Origin of the sequence: Bacteroides sp. ET489 (genome assembly GCF_030518095.1) — a bacterium.
Taxonomy (GTDB): Bacteria; Bacteroidota; Bacteroidia; order Bacteroidales; family Bacteroidaceae; genus Bacteroides; species Bacteroides ndongoniae.
On record NZ_JAULLJ010000028.1, the window covers coordinates 14096 to 40451 of the forward strand.

Consider the following 26356-nt stretch of genomic DNA (forward strand, 5'->3'; position numbering starts at 1 on the left):
GCAGTAACCGAAAAGCCTTCGGGTAACTCGAAGGACACCTTGCTGATTTCTCGTGAAATCAAAAATCCGTAAGCAAACGGATTGGAAATTGTGCTGTTATTATGGCTCCCAAAGCATCGTTTCCCGATGCCCAAACTGCCCAAAAGAAGAACGGGAATAAGTCGGTGTACAAGTCTGACCTTAGTTTGAGGATACGGAAGATGAAAGTTGTGTTTTCCTTCTTCTGCTATACAGACAATAGTGTCAATTCGATGCCTATATGTGCCAATTATAGCCAAAATTCTCCTTAGATCAATGAGAAATGCGATTTTAGACAAATACATCTTCGCCTGTTTGTAAACGCGTCGAATCAAAGGTTCGCAAAAACGATGATAAACAGAATCGGACAATCAAGAAAGCAATTCTGTACAGATAGGCAACAACATAGTTCCAATGATGCGCTGATTTGCTGTTGTACTGTCGTACTGGTTTACAACAGCAAAACTTCAAATAAAAGTATCAGCAATGGGGTGCAGATTTTAAGGGGTAGAACTTGGATGATGTAAATCGGTGGCACAATACATTCGCCTATCAACATAGTAATGTAGCAACAAAGAAATGGAACAATAAACTTATGGTGATTGGTATATTCATATGTTTGGAGAATTGTACAATCATTTCTGCATCGGTTGTTCATAGGCTGGAAAAAACATTCTGTAATTCCATTATCCAAATGATAGGGATAAGCCGGAATATCCACCTCGAAATAAACGGATAGCTCAAATTTTATTAGAATTTTATTAGGAAGTCCGATTTTTCTCTATTTTTCAGAGGAATAACTTTGGTAATAAGGGATAAAAACACTACTTTTGCAAATGAGAGAAGTGTTCTTTTGATTAGTGCAGAACATTGCAGAATATAGAAGACCGCTGGTTTCTATATCGTTACCTGTTAAGCTGAATTTGTTTGTAAGTTTCTTATTTTCAATGAATAAGAAGAATCGATATGTCTTCCGCAATGGAAAGTAACATGTTTCTTGATGTCGGATGCTTCTATCCACACTTTCAGAGGACGTGAAATCCAAGAAGCATCTGTCAATCCTTCAAAAACGAGAGATTCTTCATCGCTTGGGCGTTCACCACATAGCTGAAGGGCTTGTTGGGTGATAGGCTTATAATCGGGTACTTTCGTTTTTTGTTGTACAACGACCGCTTGCCAAGTACCCTTACTTGTTTGCTGGATTTGTTTCCATTTCAAAGTTTGGATATCACCATGCCGTAATCCTGTAAGAATTGAAAACAAGAACGCACGTTTCAAAACCTCATTCTTACAAGGTGTATTAACCAACATTTGTACCTCATTCATAGTAAGGGCAACACGAGGTTTCTCAATGCTTGTTATTCCTTTGACTTTTGCACTGATGTCAACTGTCAGGTATTCATCAACGAACGCTTGTTTTAATCCAGCCTTGAGTATAGAGAAATAGGTGGACGCCGTGTTTTGTGAAATAGTTCCTTTCTTAGTGCCACCCATTGGAGCACGGAGAAAGAACATCTTAATATCTTCAAGCAACTTAACGGATATGTCCTTAAATGGGATTGGTTGTCCTTGAGAATAAATCTTCAACAATTCACCCACTCGCCTCCAGTTAACTATAATTGAATTGGAACTATTAGGATGTCGTTTGCTGATAATACTATTGAAATACTTGATAAAGTCCTGTTCGCTCCGTTCATTTTGTGCAGCGATTTCATTCTCTTTATCCGTATATAGAATTGCGCTATCGTATTCATGTTGCCTTAACTTACGCACATTGTCGGCATAGATACAAGCCTCTTGATCTATCGTTGAACGGCATTGGATGATTCCATTCAAATCACGTTTAGGTTTATAATTGAATGTTCCATCCGGCAAGATTCGTGCAATGGACGATTTGTCCCAAATTGGTGTGGATATAGTCCGGTTAATTGATTCAACCACACGACTTGCCCGTTTAGAGCCTCGCTTGTAAACCGGGTATGACTCTATAATAAGATACCACTCATCTTTATAATTTGATTTCCTGAGTTTGACGGTCACTTTGGTGTTTGGTAATGCTTTCTTCATTCTACTTCTGATTTATATAGATTGTCTATTTCTTGTTTGGGTACATATACATAGTTTCCTATTTGTCTTGAAGGAATAGAGTATTTTCTAACATGCGCCCATACTGAACTATCATTAATATGGTACTTCTCACAAATCTCTGTAATGGTATAACAGTCCTCTGGCTCTAAGCTATATGTTTTAGGAACAGGTTTTTCTTTTTCGGCAATACTTTCCGGTCTCTTTAGGAAAAGCTGTTCAATTTCGGAGCGTTTGATACGCGTGAGCCTTGTACCCAAATTGATGACTGGAATACGTCCCAATTTGATTAAGCGATAGAGAGTACTACGTTCTACCCCAAACATTGCTACTGCCTCCTTTACAGAAATATATTCTCTGATGTCTGGTACTTGTTGGGCAATGGCTTCTAATTTTGCATTTCTATCTTTTACATCCTTTTTGCGCTTCCAAGCTACTTTACCACATCTTGGGGAACAATAATAGCTGTCAAGTGTCTTTGCGACGAAAACCTTGCCGCAGACTTTGCACTTCCTTTTGATCTCAAATCCGATTGTTGGCATATTATCTACTTTTAAGTATGTATTAGTATAGATAAGTAGAATTTAGTTCCACATTATCTACTTTTTTGTCTTGTCGCAAATATGTCGCAAATAAGAGATAAAAATGCCCATAGAAAACACATAGAAACCATGAACCCTATAAACGCAAAAAGCGTGCAACTCGTTGAGCTGCACGCTTTTGCTTATTGTTTATTATTTGTTTACTTATCGGAATCATTTGACTTCCTCAAAATCAGCATCCTGAACATTATCATCCTGTTTGCCATTGTTTTGAGCATTTCCTTGGCCGGCGTTGGCACCACCTTGGAAACCTGCACCTTGCTGTGCACCACCTTGAGCACCAGTCTGTGCATACATCTCAGCGCTGGCAGCTTGGAAAGCAGTGTTCAGTTCGGCCATTGCACTGTCGATAGCAGCCAAATCCTGAGCTTTGTGAGCGTCTTTCAGTTTTTGCAAGGCAGCTTCAATAGGAGCTTTCTTGTCGGCAGGAAGCTTATCGCCCAGTTCCTTCAACTGATTCTCGGTAGTGAAAATCATTGAGTCAGCCTGGTTCAGCTTATCGATACGTTCCTTTTCCTTCTTATCTGCTTCGGCGTTGGCTTCGGCTTCGGCTTTCATACGTTCGATTTCTTCTTTGCTCAAACCGCTGGAAGCTTCGATACGGATGGCCTGTTCCTTACCGGTAGCCTTATCCTTGGCAGATACCTTCAAGATACCGTTGGCGTCGATATCGAATGTAACCTCAATCTGAGGAACACCACGACGAGCCGGAGCAATACCTGTCAGGTTGAACTGACCGATTGACTTGTTCTGAGCAGCCATAGGACGCTCACCCTGCAGTACGTGGATGGTTACCTCGGTCTGGTTATCGGCAGCCGTCGAGAAGACTTCACTCTTCTTGCAAGGAATAGTTGTGTTGGCATCAATCAGTTTGGTCATTACACCACCCATGGTCTCAATACCCAATGTCAACGGAGTAACATCCAGCAAGACGATGTTGCCCACACCGGCTTCCTTATTCAATACGGCACCCTGAATAGCAGCACCTACGGCTACAACTTCATCGGGGTTAACACCCTTCGAAGGAACTTTGCCGAAGTAGTCCTGAACCAGTTTCTGAACGGCCGGGATACGAGAAGAACCACCTACCAGGATTACTTCATCGATATCGGAAGTGCTCAAACCGGCATCGCTGACTGCCTTCTTACACGGCTCCAAGCAAGTCTGAATCAAATCGTGAGTCAGTTGCTCGAACTTAGCACGAGTCAAAGTCTTAACCAAGTGCTTAGGCACACCACCTACCGGCATGATGTACGGCAAGTTGATTTCGGTAGAAGTAGAAGAAGACAATTCGATCTTCGCCTTTTCGGCAGCTTCCTTCAGACGTTGCATTGCCATCGGATCGGTTGTCAGATCGGCACCTTCGTCGTTCTTGAATTCCTGTACCAACCAGTTGATGATAGCCTGATCGAAGTCATCACCACCCAGGTGAGTATCACCATTGGTAGAAAGCACTTCGAATACACCACCACCGAATTCCAGGATAGAGATATCGAACGTACCACCACCGAGGTCGAATACGGCAACCTTCATATCCTTGTTAGCCTTATCTACGCCGTAAGCCAAGGCAGCTGCAGTCGGTTCGTTTACAATACGTTTAACGTCCAGACCAGCAATCTGACCGGCTTCCTTCGTAGCCTGACGCTGTGAGTCGGAGAAGTATGCAGGAACAGTGATAACGGCTTCTGTTACTTCCTGTCCCAGGTAATCTTCGGCTGTCTTCTTCATCTTCTGAAGAATCATTGCTGAAATTTCCTGCGGAGTGTAGTGACGTCCGTCGATGTCAACACGCGGCATGTTGTTGTCGTTCACTACCGGATAAGGTACACGAGCGATTTCTTTCTGTACCTGTGCCCAATTTTCACCCATGAAACGCTTGATGGAGTACACCGTACGTTTCGGGTTTGTGATAGCCTGACGTTTGGCAGGATCACCTACCTTACGTTCACCACCATCTACAAATGCCACTACGGAAGGAGTTGTACGCTTACCTTCGCTGTTGGCGATTACTACAGGTTCGTTGCCTTCGAATACAGCAACACAAGAGTTTGTAGTTCCTAAGTCAATACCAATAATTTTTCCCATGATCGTTATTTTTTTATTTGTTATTATTCAGTTGATTTCTGTCCGCCTCATCGGCAGACGCCTATTAAAGGACAAACGTTGTGCCAAAGGGGGAAACAGATACCAGACTTCCTTTTGTGTCACGTTTTACGGTCATTTTGGCAGAAAGAGAGACTATCAGACTGACGAAAAAGCTGTTACGGGCATTGAGCGGCAGCAACCCTACGGCCGGGAGAGCTGCCGCCATTTCATTCCACTTGGCAAGAGAAAAGACGAAATTAGCATCATTTATCCAAAGGAAATAAAAGAAACTGTGCGTGCTGTCACGAAGAATCACTACTTTTGCAGCCAAATTTTAAAAAGGCATAATAATATAATAACAATGAGTACATCCAAACATCCCAAAGGGCTCTACCTGATTTTTGCTACCAGCACGGCAGAGCGCTTCAGCTACTATGGCATGCGTGCCATCTTCATTCTGTTTCTTACCCAAGCATTGCTTTTCGATACCGAAAGGGCTGCCTCCATCTATGGCAGCTATACGGGGCTGGTTTACCTGACACCGCTTATCGGCGGCTATGTAGCCGACAAGTACTGGGGTATCCGGCGCTCCGTCTTCTGGGGAGCCATGCTGATGGCTATCGGACAGTTCCTGATGTTCTTCAGCGCTTCGATGCTCGATGCGCAAGAGTTATCGCACGGACTGATGTACGGCGGACTTACATTTCTTATATTAGGAAACGGATTCTTCAAGCCTACGGTATCGTCGCTCGTCGGACAGTTGTACGAGCCTGGTGACCGGCGACTTGACTCGGCCTATACCATATTCTATATGGGTGTCAACGTAGGCTCGTTCCTCGCTCCGCTTGTCTGTGGTTACTTCGGCGAAACGGGCAATCCTCAGGACTTCAAATGGGGCTTCCTGATTGCTGCCATCGTCACGGTATTTACCGTGGTGCTGTTCGAGTCGCAGAAGAACCGATACCTCAACGGTCCCGACGGACAGCCATTGGGCATCGTGCCCGATGCACGCAAGGAGACGGAAGGCAAAAAGGCCCAAACACCGACGCCGGAAGAGGCCCGACGCAAACGCCGCAACCTGTGGATATGCTGCGCGATGGCCGTTGTGCTTGCCTTGTTCTTCTACTGGTGCTTCGGCAACGACTGGATCAGCATCGGCATCTTTACAGCTTGTATTGTTTTTCCGGCCAGCATCCTAATGGACGGATCGCTCACCAAGATCGAACGCGACCGCATTCTGGTCATCTACATCATCGCCTTCTTCGTCATCTTCTTCTGGGCAGCCTATGAACAGGCAGGCGCATCGCTCACCCTGTTTGCTTCGGAACAGACCGACCGCATCATTCTGGGCTGGGAGATGCCTGCTTCGTGGATTCAGTCATTCAATCCCTTCTTCGTCGTTATTCTGGCTGCCATCATGCCGGGCGTATGGGGAGCACTGGCACGTCGGGGCATGGAGCCAGCATCGCCCACCAAACAGGCCATCGGTCTATTGCTTCTGTCGTTGGGCTATCTGGTCATCTGCTTCGGAGTGAAAGACGTGCAACCCGGTGTCAAGGTAAGCCTCATCTGGCTGACGGGCCTGTACTTCATCCACACGATGGGCGAGATTGCTCTTTCGCCCATCGGACTGTCGATGGTGAACAAGCTGACTCCCGTCCGCTTTGCTTCGCTGATGATGGGCATCTGGTACTTGTCTACGGCCACGGCCAACAAGTTTGCCGGTACGCTGTCGGGCCTCTATCCCGAAGCTGGAAAGGTGAAAACACTGTTGGGCTATCGCATTGAGACGATGTTCGACTTCTTCCTGGTGTTTGTAGTCATGTCGGCCGCCGCATCGCTTGTCCTCTTCCTGTTGTCGAAGAAATTGCAGAAGATGATGCATGGAGTGGAATAATTTCGCTACCTTTGCACCAATTTAATAATCACAAGTCCCATGGATAGCATACTGATTAAAGACAAGAAGTTCACCGTCTCCATCAAGGAGGAGGACATATTGAAAGAAGTGAGCCGCGTGGCCGACGAAATCAACCGTGACCTGGCCGGTAAGAATCCGCTCTTTCTGAGCGTACTGAACGGTTCGTTCATGTTCACCGCCGACCTGATGAAACGCATCACCATCCCCTGCGAGATATCGTTCGTCAAGTTGGCTTCGTATCAGGGAGTCGCATCGACAGGCGCCGTCAAGGAAGTCATCGGCATCAACGAAGACCTGAGCGACCGCACGGTGGTCATCGTGGAAGACATTGTGGACACAGGCCTCACCATGCAACGCCTGCTTGAGACGTTGGGCACCCGCGGACCCAAAGAGATACATATCGCTACCCTGCTGGTAAAACCCGAAAAGCTGAAGGTGAACCTCAACATCGAGTATGCCGCCATGAGCATCCCCAACGACTTCATTGTGGGATACGGATTGGATTACGACGGATTCGGACGAAACTATAAGGACATTTATACGGTAGTAAACGAATAAACGTATGAGTCCTATCTTCAAAAGAGAAGAAGGTTTCTGCTTCAATTTGCAGAACACATCGGCAAGCGTATTAATGATTAATGCGCAAGGCATCATGCTCTCGGTCTTGGGTAACGACTACTTCATTTCGTACAACCGTGTACCCTGGCTGAAAGATGCACGTATATCAGACGTACTGAATGTCAAGATGTGCGGACAATCTGCCATCGAATGGGAAGCCTTGGGAATTGATCTGGAAATAGAAAGCCTGAAACATCCCGAACGCTATCCGCTCATTATGAAACGGAATCCTCTGGATACAATCAGTTAATATTTACAATTACATTATAAACATTTAATCACTAATCAAAAACAATGCTGAACATTGTAATTTTCGGTGCCCCCGGTTCCGGTAAGGGCACACAAAGCGAGAGAATTGTAGCTAAGTATGGCATTAACCACATCTCCACGGGGGACGTGCTGCGTGCCGAAATAAAGAACGGTACCGAGCTGGGAAAGACAGCCAAGGGATACATCGACCAGGGACAACTCCTCCCCGACAACCTGATTATCGACATCCTGGCTTCCACGCTCGATAGCTTCAAGGATTCGAAAGGCGTCATTTTCGACGGCTTCCCACGTACCATCGCACAAGCCGAAGCATTGAAGAAGATGCTAGCCGAGCGCGGACAACAGGTGAGCATAATGCTCGACCTCGACGTGCCCGAAGACGAACTGATGAAACGCCTCATCCTGCGCGGACAGCAATCGGGCCGTGCCGACGATAACGAAGAGACCATCAAGAAGCGCCTCACCGTTTATCACAGCCAAACCGCTCCGCTGATCGACTGGTACAAGCAGGAAGGACTCTACACCCACATCAACGGACTGGGCGAACTGGAGACTATCACGGCCGATATCTGCAAGGCTATCGATGCTGTGAAATAAAAAGAAACAAAATACGGGGCTGAATGCTTGGCATTCAGCCCCTATTCATAACTTCACCGTCAATACTCCCAATATTCCTTCAACACCCATTCATCCGACTCACTTTTAAGTAGCCGCATCAGGGCAGGTTTATGTTCTATGCCCACGAGCACCACCAACCGTCCGCCTGGGAAAGCAGCAACCGTCCGCCGTATATTAGCGGCCATTATCTCGTTCCGTTTCCACCAACGCGCCGCCCATAGCTTGGCAAACTCCAACCAATGAGAAAGACTTGGTGTATGCTCCACCACGGAAACCAGTTTGGGATAAAGAATCTGTTCGCGCAAAGAAAGATAACCCATCGTCATGCTGGAATTCATATCCCTTGCCGAAGCAAACTTCATACCATTATAATCCATCACTTGAAGCACCAATTCTACGTCCTCTTGCGCCCGCTTGTCTAACTTGCCTTCTCGGTAACACGTCAGCACATTAAGCCACATACTATCCTGCCTTTCAAAATAGCGATGCTCACGATACCACGCATTACGCCCCGACACATCAAACGGACGCAACAACGCTCCCTGCTCCGTCTGATAACGATGCGCACCAATGTTTTCATTCGTGGAAAGCAGATCGGGAAAACGCTCCAAGTCGAAACGGAAGTCACTGTCAAAAAATGCAGTGTCCAATTCTATCAGTACCACATCAGCATCCGCTTGGCAAAGAATCCGATAGACGGTGTCGCTATCAAAATACGAACGGGGACTGTGAACAGTACCCACAATGCAAAGTTCCGTCTTCTTCTGAGCCTGTGCCATGTACAGACAACAACTCAACAACAAACAAAAAAGTATCCTCAGTTTCATCATCTTATTTTCTTTTCAATGTTCAGTTCCGTCCACTCCACCCTGTCAGGCACCAGCGTGCGCCCCGTCACCTTGCCGTTCTGCTCGCGCTGATATTCGGGGATGAAGCGCACCTGTAGTTTCGAGAACTGCTGACCCGATACTTCTTCGGGCGTATCCACCCCTTGCCCTTCGGCACGACCGGTCAGGTAGAACGTGCCTACCCCTTTCAGTTTCACCGAATAGCCTGCCTCCAGCATACTGCCAAGCACCTCGCCCAGCCCCACCAGCACGGCATACGTATCGCCCTTGCTGACGGTCGAAATGCGCGAAAGCCGTTCGGCCACCTGATCCGTATCCATGGTTCCTACCGTAAACGAACGCGGATACCACTTGCCGTTCATCTTCTGTTTCTTGTAAAAAGCCATATCTTTATCATTTAAATGTTATTGTCCACTCCCCCTCCACCGCCGGCTTGGCCATCCCCGCCTGCCGACCGTGCAGGGCTTTCCTTATACCTTTGACAGGAATCATCCGGGATGATTGGTAGAATCATCCGCAATGATTATAGGAATCATCCCGGATGATTCCTCCCTCACTTGCAAAGATAATATACGAAAGGCAGATATGCAAGACGGATGAGTCAGTATCATAGCATTATAGGAAATTATTTGTATCTTTGCAGAGGAAAACAAGAATGCGATATGAACGGAAAGAACTTCATCGAACGACTCTCGCCCGTACTTCTATGGGATATTGATCCCGAAAAAGCGGACATGGACACTTGTCCGCAACAGATTATCGTACGCGTACTGGAATACGGCACGCTGGAGGACTGGCGCCTCATCCGTTCCTATTATGGGCTGGACAAAATCGTTGAATGCTGCAAGCAGGCACGTTCGCTCGACCCCGTAGCATTGTCGTTCATCTGCTGCATATCGCACACAAGGAAGGAGGAATACAGATGTTATCATACCGCACAGTCGAACCCCACACCCTGGAATTGCTGAAGAAGCTGATGGCAGCCAAATGCCTATCGGGTACAAGGTTGGTGGGCGGAACCGGTCTTGCCCTCCAGTACGGACATCGCATGTCGGTAGATATTGATCTGTTCGGGGAAATGGAAGACAACGATGAAGCCATTAAGGACGTTCTGCGCCAAGCGGGGCAACTGACCATCCTGAAGGAATCTAAAGACATCAAAATCTATGTCATAGACCGCATCAAGTTGGATATCATCCATTATGCCTATCCATGGATTGCACCTTGCATCGAAGAAGATGGCATCCGCCTGGCATCTCCCAAGGACATCGCCGCGATGAAAATCAATGCCATCGAAGGGCGTGGAACAAAAAAAGATTTCATTGACATGTATAGCCTGTTACAGCATTATACATTAGAAGAAATCCTGAAATTCTACCAGCAGAAATATCCCGAACATTCCATCTTCCGGGCACTGATGAGTCTATCCTATTTCGAGGATGCCGACGCGCAACTGATGCCCAAGATGTTCATACAAACCACCTGGGAAGAAATGAAGGCCGACATACAGAAACAAGTGGAAGCCTATTCCCGTTAAATAGATAATAATCATTAATATCGAAACATTATGGCAGAATCGAACTTTGTAGACTACGTAAAGATATATTGCCGCTCAGGTAAGGGCGGCCGAGGTTCCACACACATGCGTCGTGCCAAATACGTGCCCAACGGAGGTCCCGACGGTGGCGATGGCGGACGCGGCGGACACGTCATCCTGCGCGGAAACCGCAACTACTGGACATTGCTACACCTGCGCTACGACCGACACATCATGGCCGGACACGGCGAAAGCGGATCGAAGAACCGCAGCTTCGGCAAGGACGGCGAAGACAAGGTCATCGAAGTGCCCTGTGGCACCGTGGTCTACAACGCCGAAACGGGCGAGTACATCTGCGACGTCACCGAGCACGGACAGGAAGTCATCCTGCTGAAGGGCGGACGCGGCGGACTGGGCAACTGGCACTTCAAGACAGCCACCCGCCAGGCACCGCGCTTTGCGCAACCCGGCGAACCGATGCAGGAAATGACCGTCATCATGGAGCTGAAGCTACTGGCCGACGTCGGACTGGTGGGCTTCCCCAACGCTGGCAAGTCGACCCTGCTCTCGGCCGTATCATCGGCCAAACCGAAGATAGCCAACTATCCGTTCACCACGATGGAGCCCAACCTGGGCATCGTGTCCTACCGCGACGGTAAGTCGTTCGTCATGGCCGACATTCCCGGCATCATCGAAGGAGCCAGCGAAGGACGCGGACTGGGTCTGCGCTTCCTGCGCCACATCGAACGCAACTCGCTGCTGCTGTTCATGGTGCCTGCCGACAGCGACGACATCACCAAGGAATACAACATTCTGCTGAACGAGCTAAAGAACTTCAACCCCGAAATGCTGGACAAGCAGCGCGTACTGGCCATCACCAAGTGCGACATGCTGGACCAGGAACTGATGGACGAGATAGAGCCGACCCTGCCCAAAGACGTGCCTCACGTGTTCATCTCCGCCATCTCTGGCCTCGGCATCAACGTGCTGAAGGACATCCTGTGGGAGGAACTGAACAAGGAAAGCAACAAGATTGAGGGCAAGATAGAAAGCATCGCCCACCGTCCCAAAGACATGAGCCACCTGCAGGAAGAACTTGCCGACGAAGGCGAAGACGAAGACCTCAGCATCGAATACGTGGACGAGGACGACGTGGAAGACCTCGAAGACTTCGAATACGAAGAAGAAGACTGGGAGGACGACAAGCAATGAGCCGTCTCAACCCCGATAAACGAATGTTGGAGTATGCACTAAACGGTGCATGCCCCGACATTTTTGCTTTCAGCACCACGCGCCACGGCGGCATCAGCACAGGCACATACGCCTCGCTGAACTGCACGCCCTACACAGGCGACACTGCCGAAAACGTCTGCCACAACCAGGAACTGCTTCTGCAAACCTTGCCGCAACGCCCGCAGGAACTCATCATCCCCTGGCAGACACACGGCACGGCCTCCCTCGTCATCGACACTGACTATCTGCAGGCCGACCCGCAGACACGGCACGACCGCCTGCAAGGCATCGACGCCCTCATCACCCGCGAGCCGGGCATCTGCCTTTGCATCTCCACAGCCGACTGCATACCTATCTTATTATACGACCACAGGCACCGCGTCGTCGCTGCCATCCACGCCGGCTGGCGGGGCACAGTGAACCGCATCGCCTTGCGCACATTGGAGCGGATGCAGACCCTCTACGGCACCGAGGGCAAAGACGTGCATGCCATCATCGGCCCCGGTATCTCGCTCGTCGCCTTCGAGGTGGGTGAAGAGGTGTACGAAGCCTTCCGCGCCGCCGGCTTCCCCATGCCTTACATCGCCGAATGGAGGAACGACACCCACAAGCATCACATCGACCTGTGGGCTGCCAACCAGCTGCAACTGCTGGACTTCGGTCTGCCCGCCACCCAGATAGAGACTGCCGGCATTTGCACCTACACCCGTCACGAAGATTTCTTCTCCGCCCGCCGGCTGGGAATCAAGTCGGGGCGTATGCTGTCGGGCATCATGCTGAAAGCGTAAGAACAGCTTTGCCCAACCGCCCGTGCGGCAAGCCACAATCATAATAAATACTAATAGTAGTCCGGTTTGGAGTTTTTTACGTACTTTTGAATTCCTTTATCGAACAAGGCTGAAGCAGTATGCCTTTGGCAACCGGCGGGCATCAGTTCCTCAAGGTCCTATCGCACTGCTACAGAGCTGCAAACAATAGAATCGGAACATCATTGAACCAGAAAAGATGAAAAGACAAACAAACCGGACGAGAGTACTCTGCACTTGCATAGGCCTTATCGCATGCCTCGTGACAGGAATGCCGCTCGCCGCGCAACATACCGGTAACCATACCCTCCCGACGGATACGTCCGCCTGTAGCCAACCGAGCGTATCCAGAAAGCTCACCCATCAGCTCGGCATCGACTTCCGCCCTGCCTACGTAGTACCAACCAACGACTTTTTCGACGGAGACAACTCCACGGGGCAACCCATACGCAACGTGTGGTCGATGCACCTGAAGTACGCTTTCCGCTTTAACAAGGACTCAAGACTGGGACGGCTTTATCCGCACGCCTATCAAGGCATCGGCGTATCGTACAACCACTTCGACAACCGTCCGCCCATCGGACATCCCGTCGCTGTCTACGCCTTTCAAGGCTCACGCATCGCCCGACTGTCGCCCACCCTCTCGCTGGATTACGAATGGAACTTCGGCGCTTCCTTCGGGTGGGAGAAGTATCACGTACCCGAGGACGGATCACAAGTGCTGGGCTACAACGACGTGGTAGGCTCGAAGATCAATGCCTACATCAATCTAGGCTTCTTCCTGAACTGGCAAATCAATCCCCAATGGAACCTGACAGCAGGAATCGACCTGACCCACTACTCCAACGGAAACACCCATTACCCGAACAGCGGTGTGAACCCCGTAGGCGGTCGAATCGGACTGGTACGGACCTTCGGGGCAGAAAACAGCAGCCCGTCGGCCAATGCCGGACAACTTAATCCGAACGACTTCCGCCCCCACTTCAGTTACGACCTTGTCGTATACGGTGCTACACGCAAACGAGGATACATCGACGACTACAACATGGGACATCTGATACCCGGCTCGTTCGGCATTGTCGGCCTCAACTTCAACCCGATGTACGACTTCAACAAGTATTTCCGGGCAGGCATCTCGCTCGATGCCCAGTTTGACGAAAGCGCCAACCTGCAGGGGCATTATGCCGGAGGGACTGACGACGATCCGAAATTCTACCGGCCACCCTTCCGCGAACAGTTTGCCGTAGGCCTGTCGGCACGTGCCGAACTGGTCATGCCCATTTTCTCGGTCAACATCGGTATCGGGCACAACATGCTCTACAAAGGAAAGGACACCAAAGGCTTCTATCAGATATTGGCACTGAAGACATTCCTTACCCGCAACCTCTTCCTTCATACGGGCTATCAGCTCAGTAAGTTCAAAGACCCCAACAACCTGATGCTGGGCTTAGGATGGCGATTCAGGTAAATGACAAGAAAAGCAAGTACCGTCGAAAGAACTTAGCCGATAAAAACGTACTTTTGCAACAGGAAAAACAAATAGTGCATAAACATCAGCATACATCATGTATCAACTTACATTATCTGAAGAACTGAAATCACACTGCCCCGAATACCGTGGAGCAGCCGTCTATGCCGAAGTCATCAATACACCCTTTAGCGAAGGACTTTGGCAGGAAATCGATATATTCACCCAAGAACTGAGGGCTAACGAAACAACCGACGGCATCAAACAGCAACCTGCCATTGCCGCCACCCGCGAGGCCTACCGCCGATGCGGCAAAGATCCCAGCCGCTACCGTCCCTCGGCCGAGGCCCTGCGCCGCCGTCTGCTCCGCGGACTCGAACTGTACCGTATCGATACGTTGGTCGACCTCATCAACCTCGTCTCGCTGCGTACGGGTTACAGCATCGGCGGCTTCGACGCCGACAAGATACAAGGAACGGACCTTTGTCTGGGCATCGGACGTGCCGGTGAACCGTTCGAAGGCATCGGACGCGGTGTGCTCAACATCGAAGGCCTGCCCGTCTTCCGCGACGCCGTAGGAGGCATCGGCACCCCAACCAGCGACAACGAACGCACCAAGATGGATGTCGGCACCCGCCACATACTGGCCATTATCAACGGCTACGACGGCGACACGACCCGTCTGCAACAAGCTGCCGAAATGACACAAGAACTCTTAAAGAAATACGCCTCTTCCGACGGGGGAAGCATCTACTACTTCGAATGAAAACATCACTATTCATTATCCTTATTGGCCTGCTGACGCTGAACGTCCACGCACAGGAAAAACGTCCGGCGTTCTCGAACATGGAGAAGAACCACATCCGGGTGGCCACTCCGGGGCTGTTCGACAAAAGTAAAAGCATCCATATTCATCTGGACAGTCTGGCAGCAACCGACTACAGCTTTCCTCTGCCCGGCGGCAAAGTCATTTCGCCCTACGGACGGGGCGGCGGGCGACACACGGGTGTCGATATCAAGACCCGTGCCAACGACACCATCCGTTGCGCTTTCAATGGCATTGTGCGTATGTCGAAACCCTACAGTGCCTATGGCAACGTCATCGTGGTGCGCCACCCCTCGGGACTGGAAACCGTCTACAGCCACAACTCCAAGAATCTGGTACAAAGTGGCGACACGGTAAAGGCTGGCCAGCCCATTGCCCTGACCGGACGTACGGGACGTGCAACGACCGAACACCTGCACTTCGAGACACGCATCAACGGACAGCATTTCAATCCCAATATCCTCTTCAATATGAAGACCGAAGCCTTACGGCACGAATGCATCCGTTGCACCAAGAATGCGAACGGCATCGTCGTCAAGCCTGTATTAAAAAATAACACTGCAAAGTGATAGGGTTTTCCAAACGTTTCACTAACTTTGCATTGCATTTCATGAACATTAAAACATATCAATGATAGAAAAACTGATTGTCCTTGAAGATATCGACCCGGTCATCTTTTACGGCGTGAACAACGCCAACATGCAACTGATAAAAGCCCTTTATCCCAAACTGCGCATCGTAGCGCGCGGCAACGTCATCAAAGTGCTGGGCGACGAAGAAGAAATGTGCGCCTTTGAGGAAAACATTACCAAACTGGAAAAATACTGCTCCGAATATAATTCGCTGAAAGAAGAAGTCATCATCGACATCATCAAAGGCAATGCCCCACAAGCCGAAAAGAGCGGCAACGTCATCGTGTTCAGCGTCACGGGCAAGCCTATCATTCCCCGAAGCGAAAACCAGCAGAAACTGGTAGATGCCTTCCATAAGAACGATATGGTGTTTGCCATCGGTCCTGCCGGATCGGGTAAGACTTATACCGCCATCGCCCTGGCTGTGCGTGCCCTGAAGAACAAGGAAATCAAGAAAATCATCCTCAGTCGCCCCGCCGTTGAAGCTGGCGAAAAACTCGGCTTCCTGCCCGGCGACATGAAAGACAAGATAGATCCGTACCTGCAACCGCTCTACGATGCCCTGCAGGACATGATACCCGCTGCCAAACTGAAGGAATACATGGAGCTGAACATCATACAGATAGCCCCATTGGCCTTCATGCGTGGACGTACGCTGAACGATGCAGTCGTCATCCTCGACGAAGCACAGAACACCACCACCGCCCAAATCAAGATGTTCCTTACCCGTATGGGCATGAACACCAAGATGATTGTAACAGGCGACATGACACAGATTGACCTCCCCTCTTCACAAACCTCCGGCCTCGTACAAGCCCTGAAGATTCTGAAAGGAGTGAAAGGCATCAGCTTCATCGAACTGAACAAAAAAGACATTGTGCGACACAAATTAGTTACTCAAATTGTAGAAGCGTACGAAAAGTTTGAAGCAGCTACAAGCTACAACAAGCTACGAGCTACAAACAAAAAAGATATAATGAATGAAAAAGAAGGAACAAGTGGAGAGGCAACCACAACCGTCCCCCGTTCATAACTAAATAAAAGTCATGGCAGAGATAAAGACACATAAAGACTTGCTCGTTTGGAAAAAAAGTATAGACTTGGTAGAACAAATCTATAAGTTTACCAAACAATTTCCCAAAGAAGAACTTTATGGCATCACCAATCAGATGAGACGCTGTGCTGTTTCTATCCCTGCCAATATTGCAGAAGGGTCTGGGCGAAAGAATAAGGCTGAATTTATACAGTTTCTGCACATCGCACTCGGCTCGGCAAGCGAACTTGAAACTCATTTAATTATTTCACAGAGACTTGGATTCCTATCCAGCAACTCGTACGATGAAATAATGAATGCCCTGAACGAAATCATAAAAATGATTTGCGGACTCATAAACTCCTTAAATTCCCTAAACCCCACTCGTAGCTCGTAACTCGTAGCTTGTAGCTCGTAACTCACTAAAAACGAATAAACTAACAACTAAATACTAAAAGATATGAAAGCGTTAACTAAAACTGATTACAACTTTCCGGGACAGAAGAGCGTCTATCACGGAAAAGTACGCGACGTGTATAACATCAACGGTGAAAAACTCGTCATGGTAGCAACCGACCGTATCTCGGCCTTCGACGTTATCCTGCCCAAAGGTATCCCCTTCAAAGGACAGATGCTGAACCAGATTGCAGCTAAGTTCCTTGATGCTACTACCGACATTTGCCCTAACTGGAAACTGGCTACACCCGATCCTATGGTGACCGTTGGTGTTATGTGCGAAGGTTTCCCGGTAGAAATGATTGTACGCGGCTACCTCTGCGGATCAGCTTGGCGTGCCTACAAGAGCGGTGTACGCGAAATCTGCGGTGTACGTCTGCCCGAAGGCATGAAGGAAAATCAGAAGTTCCCCGAACCCATCATCACCCCGACTACCAAAGCCGAAATCGGTGAACACGATGCAGATATCTCCAAGGAAGAAATTCTGGCACGTGGTCTGGCCACTCCTGAAGAATATGCCCTGTTGGAGAAATATACACTGGCCCTCTTCAAACGCGGTACAGAGATTGCTGCCGAACGCGGCCTCATCCTGGTAGATACAAAATACGAATTCGGTAAGCACGACGGTAAGATCTACCTGATGGACGAAATCCATACACCCGACTCCAGCCGTTACTTCTACAGTGAAGGCTACGAAGAACGCTTCGAGAAAGGCGAACCTCAAAAGCAGCTCTCTAAAGAGTTTGTACGCGAATGGCTGATGGACAATGGTTTCCAGGGTAAGGAAGGCCAGCAGGTACCAGAAATGACCGACGAAATTGTCACTTCAATCAGCGAACGCTACATCGAACTGTACGAACACATCACCGGCGAGAAGTTCGTCCGTGAGGCAACCGAAGACATTGCTGCCCGTATCGAAAAGAATGTAACAGAATACCTGAGCAAGTAATGCAGAAATACAGAGAGCACACTTGCTTTTGAAATACATCTGACGCGGATTACGCGGAATTCTGCGGATATCACCATCCCTGTTCCATGTAATCCGCGTCTGTTTTTGTTCAGCCTGCAGGACTGTCAGCGCAGCATCACCACGCGGCGCAAGATAAGTTGTTTGTATTGCCTCTTCATGTCGTCAGGTAGGAAAGAGTGGTCTATCAGTTCAAACCACTTAGGCAAGGCTCGACTGAAACGGCGAGCCAGATTCTCAATCACCTTCTCTTCTACTCCCGAAGCTGTAATGGCCTTGTAGAAATCCGTCTTGCGCAACCGATTCTTCTTCCCGTTAAGGGTAAGAGCCAGTTCTTCGGTATCTTCGGGCATCACCAGCGCAGTAGACAACATGTCATAAGCCGGAGTAAGCGTATATCCGCCCATCAGATTATAAAGTGAAAAGTTCTTGAGATGCATGTCTGCATTGCCTGTTATCCAACAAAATACTACTACCTCCCAGAAGTTGATTACATCCAGCTGGGGCGTAGAAGAATAGCGACGGATAAGTTTGGCTATCTGTTCATAAGAACCTTTGTATTTGTACTCTGTCAACCGCTCGGACAGTTGGCACATGTCTTCCATTGCCACTTTATGTCCATCGGGCAAGCGGTCGATACGACGGGTAATATAGCACAGTTCACCGTCACTGAAACGTATCAGACTGTGGGGTACCACACTGATTTTAGCGGCTTCGGCCAGGTGCATGGTGACGTCCTCCAGTTCGGGCAAGGCACGATAGGATTGTGTCTGTGGCTTCAGAATAAAGCGTCCCCACAGGCCCACAATGGTAAAACGGTCAGGCTCGTTGCGTCCGCCCCGATTAATGTCGAGCGAGAGTTTGGCCTGCACACCGGTAAGGGTAGTCTGGCTACGCACTACTTCCCGGGCCAGGTCGCCCAACTGCCCACGCACGTATGGCAACTCAGGCACTGTACGGGTACCGAAAAACTTGCGGGCACAGGCCGGATGAAAATCCTTCATCCCCTCACCCAATTCTTTATAGCAATACAGACACCGGCTCATAATTTATCCTCCTCTGTTTCGTCATCGGGTACTACACTGACAGCTCCAATACAGTCCTTACAACAGGCCAACAAAAGTGACATGCGGTCGCGCTGGTTGATTTTCCAGCTTCGTTCGGCAATGTCCAGCAGCCAACCTTCGGGTATCAGTCCGTCAAAGAAGGGAAAGAGTACCGTATCATGATAAGGTTTCTCAGTCAGTGGTAGTGTCAGACTAATAGCTGTCGCATCAGGCAAAGCCAGATAAGCGGCATCGTACGTAAAAGTAAAACCGTTCTCATCTTCTACCAACCTGCCCGCCAACCGGTCGTGCAGATACACCTTTGCCTTCTTCATGATTTATCCTCCCTTGTTTTTACGTCTATTTCTACTGGTCCCACCTGACGTCCGAACAAACTGAGCACCTGATTTACCTTATCCATCCGCAAGGTCTGCTTGCCCTGCTCCAGGTCGCGCACAAAGCGCAAACCCACACCCGACTTGTCAGCCAAGTCTACCTGAGTCAGTCCGAACTGTCGGCGCATCTCTTTCACAAAGTCTGCAATTACTGTATGTTCCATATTTTATACCCTTTCGGGTACAAATATAACATTAGTTTCCATCTATTATACCTTATAGGGTATATTTTATCTGTATTTAATTAAATTTATACCCAAACGGGTATAGCAAAAAAACAAGAATTTCACAATTTCTTGAAACTAACTGAAAAGAAGCGTATGCCACAAAAGGAATTTATACACCAATTAGCACACTGAAATAGTTATTTTTTTAACTTTGCGCAAAAGAACATAGCAATTATTATGGAGTACCCACAAGAAAAAGTCATGCCCTACGGCAAGGAAGGAAAGAAAAGCGAACAGGTAGAACAGATGTTCGACCACATCGCTCCTACCTACGACCAGTTGAATCACACCCTTTCACTGGGTATCGACCGCAGCTGGCGCAAGAAAGCCATCCACACACTCCGTCCTTACCACCCGCAACAGATGCTGGATATAGCTACCGGTACCGGCGACTTTGCCATTCTGGCTTGCCGCGAACTGCAACCTCAATCGTTGATAGGTGCTGACATTTCGGAAGGTATGATGAACGTCGGACGTGAAAAAGTACGCCAGGCAGGACTTGCAGACCGTATTTCTTTCGCCCGTGAGGACTGTACAGCTCTCACTTTTGCCGATTCAACTTTCGATGCACTGACCGTCGCCTTTGGCATCCGCAATTTCGAACATCTGGATAAAGCCCTCGGCGAAATGTGCCGTGTGCTCCGCCCTGGCGGACATCTGGTTATTCTTGAACTTTCCACTCCCGACCGCTTCCCTATGAAGCAGCTGTTTGCTATCTATTCCAAGATCGTAATGCCCCTCATCGGCAAACTCATATCAAAGGACAACAGTGCCTACACCTATCTGCCCGAAAGTATCCGTGCCTTCCCTCAGGGCGAAGTGATGCAGCAGGCTATCCAAAATGCCGGCTTCAGCCATGTTTATTTCAAACGACTGACGTTTGGCATCTGTACCCTTTATGTTGCAACCAAATAAAAAACTGACAATTATGCAAAAGTATGGTTTAATAGGCTATCCGTTGAAACATTCTTTTTCTATAGGATATTTCAACGAAAAATTCCAATCCGAGAATATTGATGCCGAATACGTGAATTTCGAAATTCCACGTATCGAAGACTTTATGGAAGTTATCGAAGAAAACCCCGACCTGTGCGGACTGAACGTCACCATCCCCTATAAAGAAAAAGTGATCCCCTATCTGGACGAACTGGATAAGGATACTGCCAAAATTGGAGCGGTCAATGTGATCAAAATCCTTCGCCAACCCAAAGGGAAAGTAAAACTTGTCGGATACAATTCGGACATCATCGGATTTACACGTTCCATTGAACCCTTATTGCAACCCCATCACACCAAAGCCCTTATACTGGGAACGGGCGGTGCATCGAAAGCCGTATATCATGGCCTGGCCAATCTGGGTGTGCAGAGCACCTATGTATCGCGCACCAAAAAAAATAACGATATACTGACATACTCCGAACTTACACCGGAAGTGATGGCAGAACACACCGTCATTGTCAACACTACCCCATTAGGAATGTATCCGAAAGTGGATTTCTGTCCGGATATTCCCTATGATTTGCTGACACCTGACCACCTGCTCTACGACCTATTATACAACCCCAACGAAACCCTGTTCATGAAAAAGGGAGCAGAACACGGAGCTTCTGTCAAAAACGGTCTGGAAATGCTGCTGTTGCAAGCCTTTGCCGCATGGGAGATCTGGAACAGATAAAGCTGCATCCGGATATGGTAGAACGTATACGCCAGTTACTGGCTGAAATCAGCAAAGGGGTTTATGAAAAAGAGAACGAAATAGCGCTTTCCCTGTTGGCTTCGCTGGCAGGCGAAAGCATCTTGTTGCTCGGCCCTCCGGGAGTAGCCAAGTCGATGGTGGCAAGACGCTTGAAGCTGGTATTTGCCGGCGCACGGGCGTTCGAATACCTTATGTCGCGTTTCTCCACCCCCGACGAAATATTCGGTCCGGTCAGCATCAGCCGTCTGAAGGAAGAAGACAAATACGAACGTATCACACAAGGGTATTTGCCTTCGGCCGACATCGTTTTTCTGGACGAAATATGGAAAGCCGGTCCTGCCATACAGAATACACTGCTGACGGCTATCAATGAAAAGATATTCCGCAACGGAGAGAACGAACTGAAACTCCCCCTGAAACTGCTGGTTGCGGCAAGCAACGAGCTTCCGGCTCACGGCGAAGGATTGGAAGCCTTATGGGACCGTTTCCTGATACGTGTCATCTGCCGCAATATCCAGAAAGAAGCCACGTTCCACCGCATGTTGCTCGACGAGACGGATATGGACACAGTACCAGTGTTTCCTCACTTGCAAATCACAGAAAACGAATACGCTGAATGGCAACAGCAAATCAAAGCCATCAGCATACCAACTGATATATTAGACCGCATCACTGAGATACGGCAACGCTTGTCCAGTGTAGAGATTCCGGAAAGTGACTTGAGAAGAAGCATTTACGTCAGCGACCGCCGCTGGAAGCACATCGCCAGATTGCTGAAGGCATCTGCTTTCATGCACGGACGTACTGAAGTCTGTCCCGACGACCTTATTGTGACTTACCACAGCCTTTGGAATGAACCCGACGAATTGCCAGCCGTACGCCAACTCGTCATTCACTCGCTTTTTGCCTTACAGGAGAAACAGATTAAGTCCGTTGCACAGACCCTGAAAGCTGACCTGAAAGCATACTCCGCCCATCAGGCATTGGAAAAAGCCAGACATAGCCAAAACCATCGGGACGACGATTTGCTGATAGTCGACCACTTCTATTTCCAGCTGGAAAACCACGGCACAGGCAACACATTCATCTTTCTGGCAGACTTTATGGGAATGAAGAATCACCAGCCACAGGATGCTCCACAAACCGGCGTGATGTACACCGACCCGCTTCATCCGGAACGAACCCTAATCCGTACCTTTGCAGACAGCAGTCAGATGAAGGCAAAAAATGCCAGACAGGTCCGCCTCTACCGCGACAATCATTACCTATACATCGACGGAGTGCGATACAGCATGCGCCGTTTGCGTCCGGGAGAGAAACTGGCTGTCAGTCAGTCGACCAGACCGACAGTCAACCGCGACTACGAAACGGAGCTGGAACAGTCAAACAATGCCATCAACAGCCTGGCCTACAAGCTGTATACCAACATTTTCCTTTGCGAGGAAGACAAGAAGGAGATAGAACAACACGTGGCCAATCTGCGCAAACTGATTGCATTCGCCCGAGTAGATGCCCGCAAACTGCTATACGGCGATGAGGCATGAACAGTCGTTCTATACCGAAGTGCTGGACCACTATTTTGCCACAGGCGAATTTCTGGAGACCGGCAGCAGCGAACCGCTCTACACATACCTGCGTTCGATTCTGGAAAATCCTATCATCAAGGTACAAGTCCTGTCCGACGAGGTTTGCGCACGCGTGCTGTACGACACACTGAGCCAGTTCATTCTGCAAAATCTGGAACGCGAGAAATACAATTACCAACGTAAACAGTCGGAAGAAAAAAGCAGGCAGCTCATTACCCAATGGACACACGACCGCAAACGTGACGGTTGGCAAGCCCTGGTAGAAGAACTGGACTGCCAGTACGGACGATACGGCTTCAACGCCCCTTTCTACCGGCAGGCATTCGGTAAAGAAGGGCAGACGGACGACGACATTCTATGGGAAAAGCTGGCCGAAGACTGGAAGGAAGCCATACAACGTCAACTGAACGAAAAGAAAGAAGCTGAAATAGAGAACTATCGGGATAGCCTCGAACGACGCATCTCCTCCAATCTGCAGAACACCCCTTCTTATCTGCAAAGGAACCGGATAGAGAAGGACGAATTCATGCAGGCATGGGGCATGATGAACGGACTGTGGAACACCAGCGACTTCGAACGGATACGTAAAATCGTACGCATCCAGAAAGATTTCCCGCAGATTGCCGAAGTGGCCGATGCCATGGGACGAACCGCCCACGACGACGGTAAGGAGCGTATCCATATAACCGAAGGCAATGAGAGCAAACTGGAACATGCCTCACAGTGCGACATAGCAGGCATCACCATCAGCAACGACCTGAACAGCCTTCTCCCCATCGAGATAGCCTATTGTTCCGACAAGGAACTGGAGAAAATCTTCCTCAACAGATTTCTGACACAAAAATTGCAGACATTCCGCTACCAATCGGAAATCACCCAACCCGCACGCCGCCTGCAAACACGCCCTGCCCAGCGAAAGGGACCGATGATTGTCTGCCTGGACACTTCGGGCAGCATGACGGGGGTACCCGAAAGAGTAGCACACTCTACTTTAATCAGACTGCTGGAAATTGCCGACCGCCAGAAACGCGATTGTTTCCTCATTGCCTTCTCTGTGTCCATCCAGCCTATTGACGTCCGCAAAGAAAGGGCCAATCTGCTCAGTTTTTTCAGCCGTACGGCATGCGGCGATACAGATGCCAGCCGCATGATGAAGAAAACCTTCGAATTACTACAGTCCGGCAAGAGCTACCAGAACGCTGATGTACTCTGGATCAGCGATTTCCGCATACCGTTTTCGTCTCCTGCCCTTTTGCATCAGTTGCAGGAAGCTCGGCAGAACGGTACACGCTTCTACGGACTGCAAACAGGCATTGCCGAAAACGAATGGCAACCCTACTTCGACCGTATCTGGAGGATAGGCTACAATTCTCCCCGTCGTTATTGATTGTATATCAAAACAAAATCGTACATTTGTCCACCAACAGACAAAAACAAGGAAAATGAAGAAAACCATCAAATACAGTTTGACGGCCATCATCGCATTGGCCGCACTGCTGCTATGCGCAGGCTATTACATGCTGGGCTATGCGCTAAAGCCCGCTGAACTTGTCACCCGCAGCCGCGACATAGAAGGTTCGCTGAAGTACATGGCCGAAAACTATCCCGACGTAAGCCGCTGGATAGACAGTCTGCAGAACGTCGGTGCCCTGCACGATCTCTACATCGAAAACGACGAAGGCCGGCGACTCCATGCCCTCTACGTTCCTGCCGCCGACAGCACCCGCCACACGGCCGTCATCGTCCATGGTTATACAGACAACTCCATTCGCATGATGATGATAGGTTACCTTTACAACCGCCAGCTGGGCTACAACATCCTGTTGCCCGACCTCTACGGACATGGGCTGAGCGAAGGTACCGAAGTACAGATGGGCTGGAAAGACCGGCTCGACGTATTGCTGTGGACCGACGAAGCCAACCATCTGTTTGGAGGAAACACACAGATGGTCGTACATGGCATTTCGATGGGAGCTGCTACGACCATGTGCGTATCGGGCGAAGTGCAGCACGGCATGCACCAGCAGCCTTTCGTGAAATGCTTTGTCGAAGATTGCGGCTACACCAGCGCCTGGGACGAGTTCAAAGGAGAGCTGAAGAATCAGTTCAGTCTGCCAGCCTTTCCACTGCTGAATGTGGCCAGTGCCTTATGCAAGATGGAGTACGGCTGGAGTTTCCAGGAAGCCTCTCCGCTGGAACAGGTCAAGAAGTGTACCCTCCCCATGCTCTTTATCCATGGCGATGCCGACACGTTTGTGCCCACCTGGATGGTACATCCCCTTTACGAGGCCAAGCCTCAACCCAAGGAACTCTGGATAGTGCCCGGTGCCGAACATGCCGTAGCCTATAAGGAGAACCCCGAAGCCTATACCCGCAAGGTCTGCGATTTTGTAAGAAAATACATTCACTAAAAACAAGTATATCCACTCATGAAGCGAATATTCACGTCTATTCTGCTCTGCCATCTGTTAGGACTGATGGCTTGGGCACAAACAGTGTATACTCCCGACAACTTACCCAAAGTACACTTACAGGACAAGACCCGTTACGTCACCGACCCCGAGAACATCCTCGACATATCTGCCCGCGACAGCATCGACCGTATGCTTTACCGGCTGGAGCAACAGACAGGCATACAAAGCGTCGTAGCCGTTGTTCCCAGCATTGGCGATGAAGACTGTTTCGACTTCTGCCACCGTCTGCTCAACTCGTGGGGCGTGGGACAGAAAGGCAAAGACAACGGACTGGTCATCCTGCTTGTCACCGACCAGCGTTGTATCCAGTTCTATACCGGCTATGGTCTGGAAGGGCCTCTGCCCGATGCCATCTGCAAACGCATCCAGACACGCGAAATGATTCCTTATCTGAAGGATAACCGATGGAGCGAAGGAATGGTAGCCGGTGTACGTGCCACTTGCGGCCGGCTGGACGGCTCGATGGAAAACGATCCGTCGGCAGATGAAAGAGGTAACAATGGAATGACTTATGTATTACTTCTTTTCGGCATTATCGCTGTAAGTTTTCTGGTGGCTTACATTGCCGTACGTCATGCCAGCAAATGCCCCAAATGCGGGCAGCACAAGCTACAGCGCAGCTCCAGCCAGCTCATCTCGCGCCGCAACGGTGTACGGACGGAAAACGTCACTTACATCTGCCAGAACTGCGGACATAAAGTTGTGCGCCAACAGCAATCGTACGACGAAAACTATCGCGGACGTGGAGGCAGCGGTCCGGTCATCTTCGGAGGCGGAGGAGGCTTCAGTGGTGGCGGAGGTTTTAGTGGAGGCAGCTTCGGAGGAGGCATGGGAGGCGGAGGAGGTGCCGGATCAAGATTCTGACGCTATCCTCAGGACAGCATTAAACCTTCTGACTCTACGACTGTCCTA

29 protein-coding genes are annotated in these 26356 nt (G+C 49.4%); 20 read left to right on the forward strand and 9 right to left on the reverse strand.

Going from position 1 to position 26356, the window contains the following annotated elements; translation table 11 throughout:
• Nucleotides 1–930 precede the first annotated feature (930 nt).
• From Q3C19_RS13680 to Q3C19_RS13695, 4 genes are all read right to left on the reverse strand, one after another.
• Nucleotides 931–2085 carry a site-specific integrase gene (locus Q3C19_RS13680; RefSeq protein WP_302729996.1) on the reverse strand — a complete coding sequence of 385 codons (1155 nt, stop codon included), beginning with the start codon at nucleotides 2083–2085 and terminating at the stop codon, nucleotides 931–933.
• Nucleotides 2082–2645, reverse strand: coding sequence for a helix-turn-helix domain-containing protein (locus Q3C19_RS13685; protein WP_302729998.1), 564 nt, complete (start codon nucleotides 2643–2645; stop codon nucleotides 2082–2084). The genes Q3C19_RS13680 and Q3C19_RS13685 overlap by 4 nt, the downstream gene beginning before the upstream one ends.
• A gap of 213 nt (nucleotides 2646–2858) precedes the next feature.
• Entirely contained in the window at nucleotides 2859–4790 is a 1932-nt protein-coding gene (gene dnaK / locus Q3C19_RS13690) for a molecular chaperone DnaK (RefSeq protein ID WP_277120983.1), read from the reverse strand.
• A gap of 64 nt (nucleotides 4791–4854) precedes the next feature.
• Nucleotides 4855–5121 (reverse strand): hypothetical protein, encoded by a 267-nt coding sequence (locus tag Q3C19_RS13695; RefSeq protein ID WP_277120984.1) that lies wholly within the window; start codon nucleotides 5119–5121, stop codon nucleotides 4855–4857.
• Nucleotides 5122–5151: 30 nt separating this feature from the next.
• On the opposite strand from Q3C19_RS13695, the gene Q3C19_RS13700 reads away from it, so the two are divergent.
• Genes Q3C19_RS13700 through Q3C19_RS13715 form a run of 4 tightly spaced genes read left to right on the forward strand, consistent with a single transcriptional unit; the run spans nucleotide 5152 to nucleotide 8193 of the window.
• The gene (locus Q3C19_RS13700; RefSeq protein ID WP_277120985.1) at nucleotides 5152–6687 is read left to right on the forward strand and encodes a peptide MFS transporter; all 1536 of its coding nucleotides are present in this window, start codon (nucleotides 5152–5154) and stop codon (nucleotides 6685–6687) included.
• A gap of 39 nt (nucleotides 6688–6726) precedes the next feature.
• On the forward strand, nucleotides 6727–7266 hold the full coding sequence (hpt, locus tag Q3C19_RS13705) for a hypoxanthine phosphoribosyltransferase (protein ID WP_277120986.1): 540 nt from the start codon (nucleotides 6727–6729) through the stop codon (nucleotides 7264–7266).
• A gap of 4 nt (nucleotides 7267–7270) precedes the next feature.
• Complete coding sequence (locus Q3C19_RS13710; RefSeq protein ID WP_235817109.1) at nucleotides 7271–7576, forward strand: DUF2442 domain-containing protein; 306 nt, start codon at nucleotides 7271–7273, stop codon at nucleotides 7574–7576.
• Nucleotides 7577–7620: 44 nt separating this feature from the next.
• Nucleotides 7621–8193, forward strand: a complete 573-nt coding sequence (locus Q3C19_RS13715; protein ID WP_277120987.1) for an adenylate kinase — start codon at nucleotides 7621–7623, stop codon at nucleotides 8191–8193.
• Between the two features lie 59 nt (nucleotides 8194–8252).
• Here the strand turns inward: Q3C19_RS13715 and Q3C19_RS13720 are convergent, their stop codons facing one another.
• Nucleotides 8253–9044, reverse strand: a complete 792-nt coding sequence (locus Q3C19_RS13720; protein WP_277120988.1) for a hypothetical protein — start codon at nucleotides 9042–9044, stop codon at nucleotides 8253–8255.
• Complete coding sequence (locus Q3C19_RS13725) at nucleotides 9041–9448, reverse strand: HU family DNA-binding protein (protein WP_071150293.1); 408 nt, start codon at nucleotides 9446–9448, stop codon at nucleotides 9041–9043. Before Q3C19_RS13725 ends, Q3C19_RS13720 begins: the two co-directional genes overlap by 4 nt.
• A gap of 276 nt (nucleotides 9449–9724) precedes the next feature.
• On the opposite strand from Q3C19_RS13725, the gene Q3C19_RS13730 reads away from it, so the two are divergent.
• From Q3C19_RS13730 to Q3C19_RS13775, 10 genes are all read left to right on the forward strand, one after another.
• Complete coding sequence (locus Q3C19_RS13730; RefSeq protein ID WP_277120989.1) at nucleotides 9725–10030, forward strand: hypothetical protein; 306 nt, start codon at nucleotides 9725–9727, stop codon at nucleotides 10028–10030.
• Nucleotides 9985–10599, forward strand: coding sequence for a nucleotidyl transferase AbiEii/AbiGii toxin family protein (locus tag Q3C19_RS13735; protein WP_302730006.1), 615 nt, complete (start codon nucleotides 9985–9987; stop codon nucleotides 10597–10599). Before Q3C19_RS13730 ends, Q3C19_RS13735 begins: the two co-directional genes overlap by 46 nt.
• 30 nt (nucleotides 10600–10629) lie before the next feature.
• Nucleotides 10630–11811 carry a GTPase ObgE gene (gene obgE, locus Q3C19_RS13740; protein WP_287641972.1) on the forward strand — a complete coding sequence of 394 codons (1182 nt, stop codon included), beginning with the start codon at nucleotides 10630–10632 and terminating at the stop codon, nucleotides 11809–11811.
• A complete protein-coding gene (pgeF, locus tag Q3C19_RS13745; RefSeq protein WP_302730009.1) occupies nucleotides 11808–12620 on the forward strand; it encodes a peptidoglycan editing factor PgeF in 813 nt (270 codons plus the stop codon). Before obgE ends, pgeF begins: the two co-directional genes overlap by 4 nt.
• Before the next feature lie 217 nt (nucleotides 12621–12837).
• The gene (locus Q3C19_RS13750; RefSeq protein ID WP_302730011.1) at nucleotides 12838–14106 is read left to right on the forward strand and encodes an acyloxyacyl hydrolase; all 1269 of its coding nucleotides are present in this window, start codon (nucleotides 12838–12840) and stop codon (nucleotides 14104–14106) included.
• Nucleotides 14107–14203: 97 nt separating this feature from the next.
• Nucleotides 14204–14872, forward strand: coding sequence for a B3/4 domain-containing protein (locus Q3C19_RS13755; RefSeq protein WP_302730013.1), 669 nt, complete (start codon nucleotides 14204–14206; stop codon nucleotides 14870–14872).
• Complete coding sequence (locus Q3C19_RS13760; protein ID WP_302730015.1) at nucleotides 14869–15501, forward strand: M23 family metallopeptidase; 633 nt, start codon at nucleotides 14869–14871, stop codon at nucleotides 15499–15501. Before Q3C19_RS13755 ends, Q3C19_RS13760 begins: the two co-directional genes overlap by 4 nt.
• A gap of 61 nt (nucleotides 15502–15562) precedes the next feature.
• Nucleotides 15563–16597 carry a PhoH family protein gene (locus Q3C19_RS13765; protein ID WP_302730017.1) on the forward strand — a complete coding sequence of 345 codons (1035 nt, stop codon included), beginning with the start codon at nucleotides 15563–15565 and terminating at the stop codon, nucleotides 16595–16597.
• Nucleotides 16598–16610: 13 nt separating this feature from the next.
• Nucleotides 16611–16994: a four helix bundle protein gene (locus Q3C19_RS13770; protein WP_317042587.1), complete on the forward strand. Its 384-nt coding sequence runs from the start codon at nucleotides 16611–16613 to the stop codon at nucleotides 16992–16994.
• A 63-nt stretch (nucleotides 16995–17057) separates the two neighbouring features.
• The gene (locus Q3C19_RS13775; RefSeq protein ID WP_287641978.1) at nucleotides 17058–18002 is read left to right on the forward strand and encodes a phosphoribosylaminoimidazolesuccinocarboxamide synthase; all 945 of its coding nucleotides are present in this window, start codon (nucleotides 17058–17060) and stop codon (nucleotides 18000–18002) included.
• 125 nt (nucleotides 18003–18127) lie between these two features.
• Here the strand turns inward: Q3C19_RS13775 and Q3C19_RS13780 are convergent, their stop codons facing one another.
• Genes Q3C19_RS13780 through Q3C19_RS13790 form a run of 3 tightly spaced genes read right to left on the reverse strand, consistent with a single transcriptional unit; the run spans nucleotide 18128 to nucleotide 19625 of the window.
• Nucleotides 18128–19066: a HipA domain-containing protein gene (locus Q3C19_RS13780; RefSeq protein WP_302730019.1), complete on the reverse strand. Its 939-nt coding sequence runs from the start codon at nucleotides 19064–19066 to the stop codon at nucleotides 18128–18130.
• A complete protein-coding gene (locus Q3C19_RS13785; RefSeq protein WP_302730021.1) occupies nucleotides 19063–19401 on the reverse strand; it encodes a HipA N-terminal domain-containing protein in 339 nt (112 codons plus the stop codon). Before Q3C19_RS13785 ends, Q3C19_RS13780 begins: the two co-directional genes overlap by 4 nt.
• A complete protein-coding gene (locus Q3C19_RS13790; RefSeq protein ID WP_022161524.1) occupies nucleotides 19398–19625 on the reverse strand; it encodes a helix-turn-helix transcriptional regulator in 228 nt (75 codons plus the stop codon). The genes Q3C19_RS13785 and Q3C19_RS13790 overlap by 4 nt, the downstream gene beginning before the upstream one ends.
• Before the next feature lie 240 nt (nucleotides 19626–19865).
• Here Q3C19_RS13790 and ubiE point away from each other — a divergent pair, with 240 nt between their 5' ends.
• Genes ubiE through Q3C19_RS13820 form a run of 6 tightly spaced genes read left to right on the forward strand, consistent with a single transcriptional unit; the run spans nucleotide 19866 to nucleotide 26308 of the window.
• On the forward strand, nucleotides 19866–20603 hold the full coding sequence (gene ubiE / locus Q3C19_RS13795; RefSeq protein WP_277120999.1) for a bifunctional demethylmenaquinone methyltransferase/2-methoxy-6-polyprenyl-1,4-benzoquinol methylase UbiE: 738 nt from the start codon (nucleotides 19866–19868) through the stop codon (nucleotides 20601–20603).
• Nucleotides 20604–20616: 13 nt separating this feature from the next.
• On the forward strand, nucleotides 20617–21363 hold the full coding sequence (locus Q3C19_RS13800) for a shikimate dehydrogenase (RefSeq protein ID WP_071150304.1): 747 nt from the start codon (nucleotides 20617–20619) through the stop codon (nucleotides 21361–21363).
• Complete coding sequence (locus Q3C19_RS13805; protein ID WP_302730027.1) at nucleotides 21342–22928, forward strand: AAA family ATPase; 1587 nt, start codon at nucleotides 21342–21344, stop codon at nucleotides 22926–22928. Before Q3C19_RS13800 ends, Q3C19_RS13805 begins: the two co-directional genes overlap by 22 nt.
• A complete protein-coding gene (locus tag Q3C19_RS13810) occupies nucleotides 22918–24357 on the forward strand; it encodes a hypothetical protein (RefSeq protein ID WP_302730029.1) in 1440 nt (479 codons plus the stop codon). Before Q3C19_RS13805 ends, Q3C19_RS13810 begins: the two co-directional genes overlap by 11 nt.
• A 55-nt stretch (nucleotides 24358–24412) precedes the next feature.
• Entirely contained in the window at nucleotides 24413–25381 is a 969-nt protein-coding gene (locus Q3C19_RS13815; RefSeq protein WP_071150306.1) for an alpha/beta hydrolase, read from the forward strand.
• An 18-nt stretch (nucleotides 25382–25399) separates the two neighbouring features.
• A complete protein-coding gene (locus Q3C19_RS13820; protein ID WP_071150307.1) occupies nucleotides 25400–26308 on the forward strand; it encodes a YgcG family protein in 909 nt (302 codons plus the stop codon).
• Nucleotides 26309–26356 lie beyond the last annotated feature (48 nt).